At 32.3% G+C, this 2,259-nt stretch carries 2 protein-coding genes; one reads left to right on the top strand and one right to left on the bottom strand.

The features are described 5' to 3' along the window. Positions 1-851 precede the first annotated feature (851 nt). A complete protein-coding gene (locus F6K22_RS39150; protein WP_293110371.1) occupies positions 852-1,709 on the top strand; it encodes an SWIM zinc finger family protein in 858 nt (285 codons plus the stop codon). Between the two features lie 72 nt (positions 1,710-1,781). On the opposite strand, the gene F6K22_RS39145 is transcribed toward F6K22_RS39150, so the two are convergent. Then, positions 1,782-1,997, bottom strand: a complete 216-nt coding sequence (locus F6K22_RS39145; protein ID WP_293110369.1) for a hypothetical protein — start codon at positions 1,995-1,997, stop codon at positions 1,782-1,784. Between the last annotated feature and the right edge of the window lie 262 nt (positions 1,998-2,259).

Genomic DNA, 2,259 nt, shown 5'->3' with positions numbered 1-2,259 from the left:
TACAACTATAGTTTTTGAGTAAGCATTCAGCCGTCAGCTATAAGCTATCAGCTCTTACTTTTAGTTTGGCTAATAAAAGCTTTATTATTCAGAATTAAATTTTACTACAGAAGTCAGTTTTCAAGTCTATATTCATTTAAACCTTCTCTTTAAGGTTGAGGTTTTATTGCTGAAAGCTGAAAGCTAATAGCTGAATGCTTACTGTTTAATTAAGGATTCAAGCCTCGTTATTCAAAGAGCGAAAAAATCAAAAATATTTTCCTTATTTCAAGCCTCTGACTTTCCTGCGGAATGCTGCGCAAACAGGCAGAGGTTATAATAAGCGAATTCAAAATTTTTAATTTTGAATTGATTTGACACTTTATCCTTTGAGAATAATTTTTAATTTATTATACCAAACTCAAAATTATTGCTACATCTTCTTGAGAGTAGACTGAACCATATTGACGGATAACTAATAACTAATAATATGATGTTCGGATAATAAGTGATAAAAAAGTTTTTGTTTGTAGTAGGGCTTTAGCCCTATCTATCTATTGACTGATAACTAATCATATTAATATGATACAAATAGTGATAAAAAAGTTTTTGTTTGTAGTAGGGATCCAGCCCTATTTACTTAGGGTTTCCTAAAAAAGAGTAGGGGAGTGGGGGAGTTATTTTTTTCCCTCCTCTGCCCAAAATGCTAACTTTTGGAATGTTTTAAACTGAAAACTTAGCACTTTTTTCGACCTAAAAATGCTAAAATATCTATCTGTAAATGCTTTGAGATTTAATTAGTAAACCCTATCTATAATTGGGGCAAAACCCCTACTACAAACTTTCATTACAACTAATAACTGATAACTGAAATGAACTTACAAACTGACAAAGAATGGTGGACTCAACAATGGATAGACTTGTTAAATTCTTATCGATTTAAAAAACGATTAGAAAGAGGAAGAAATTATGCCAGACAAGGCAATGTTCTGAGTTTAGAATTCAAAGAGCAAAAAATTATTGCTCAAGTTCAAGGGACAGCACCCGAACCCTACAAATTATCTTTATGGTTAGATAATTTCACTGATGAAGACTGGGGTTATATCATTGAAACTATGTCAGAAAGAGCAATATTTACCGCCAAATTATTAGCGGGAGAAATGCCTCAAAACATAGAAGAAATTTTTGCAGCTAATGGTTTAAGACTCTTCCCTTTTACATTAGATGAAATTCATTCTAGATGTGACTGCCCAGACAAAGCCAGAGTTTGTAAACATATTGCAGCAGTTTATTATTTATTAGGCGATCGCTTCAGTGACGACCCATTTCTATTATTTCAATTACGTGGTCGTACCAAAGAAAAAATCTTAGAAGAACTACGTCAAAAACGTGGTCAAAGTGAAGATGAAAAAGTGACAGAAGCAGAAAAAATAAAATCTGAAAAAACACAAGGTAAGGATTTAGTTACCAACCCCCCAACTGTAACTTCAGCTACTCAAGAAACTCTAAAAATTAAGCAATTCTGGGAATATAATCAACAGTTAGATTCTTCCTTAGTAGTCATTACGCCATCTCCAAGTAATGAGACAGTTTTAGATGTTTTAGGACAAATTCCTTTAGGTGCATCTGCTGATATTGTCATGAATTCTTTCCAGAAAATTTATCAGAATATTAGTCAGCAGGCAGTGATAACAGCATTAAACCAGGGAGAAGATGAATATGATAGCTAAAGTCAAAAGTTAAAAGCTATAAAATTCACAATTTTTCTTCGTTTTTCCCTCTTCCTTCTTACTGATACCAATTCACTTTAAAGATGTCACAAATATAGCAATATGATTTAAGTTGTGAGATATTGGATAATTTTGGGGAACAGAAAACAGGGAATAGGGAATAGGAAAGAAGAAAAAAATATATCTGATAAATATGATAAATGTTATACCAAATCTCAAAAATCTTACTACATCTTCTTGAGAGTAGGGAGTAGGGAGTAGGGAGTAGGGAGTAGGGTTAAAAGACATAAGATATATTCACTCTTTTCAAACGAATCCTTAAAAACATTGCTCTTACTTATTTATTACTTAATAACTGAAGTCCCATCGGAAGGTATTGCATTATTTTTGGTAATTGGCAGGGTCATTTCATTCTAGATTTTGGCAATGAATTTATTGATTTTCAGACAGCGAAAGATATATTTACTAAAGCTTGAAATAACCTAGCTTCGTCAATACATAAAATGACACAGTTTAGAATGAAACAGCCCTGGGTAATTGGTATTATATA

The sequence above is a fragment of the Okeania sp. SIO2F4 genome (assembly GCF_010672385.1).
Lineage (GTDB): Bacteria > Cyanobacteriota > Cyanobacteriia > Cyanobacteriales > Microcoleaceae > Trichodesmium.
Note: the sequence above shows the minus strand (reverse complement) of the source record. Positions and strands in the feature narration are given on the sequence as shown.

What these genes read in the sequence shown, in the direction of transcription:
- F6K22_RS39150 (WP_293110371.1), top strand. Translation starts at nt 852, where the DNA reads ATGAACTTACAAACTGACAAAGAATGGTGGACTCAACAATGGATAGAC.
- F6K22_RS39145 (WP_293110369.1), bottom strand. Translation starts at nt 1,997, where the DNA reads ATGTCTTTTAACCCTACTCCCTACTCCCTACTCCCTACTCCCTACTCT.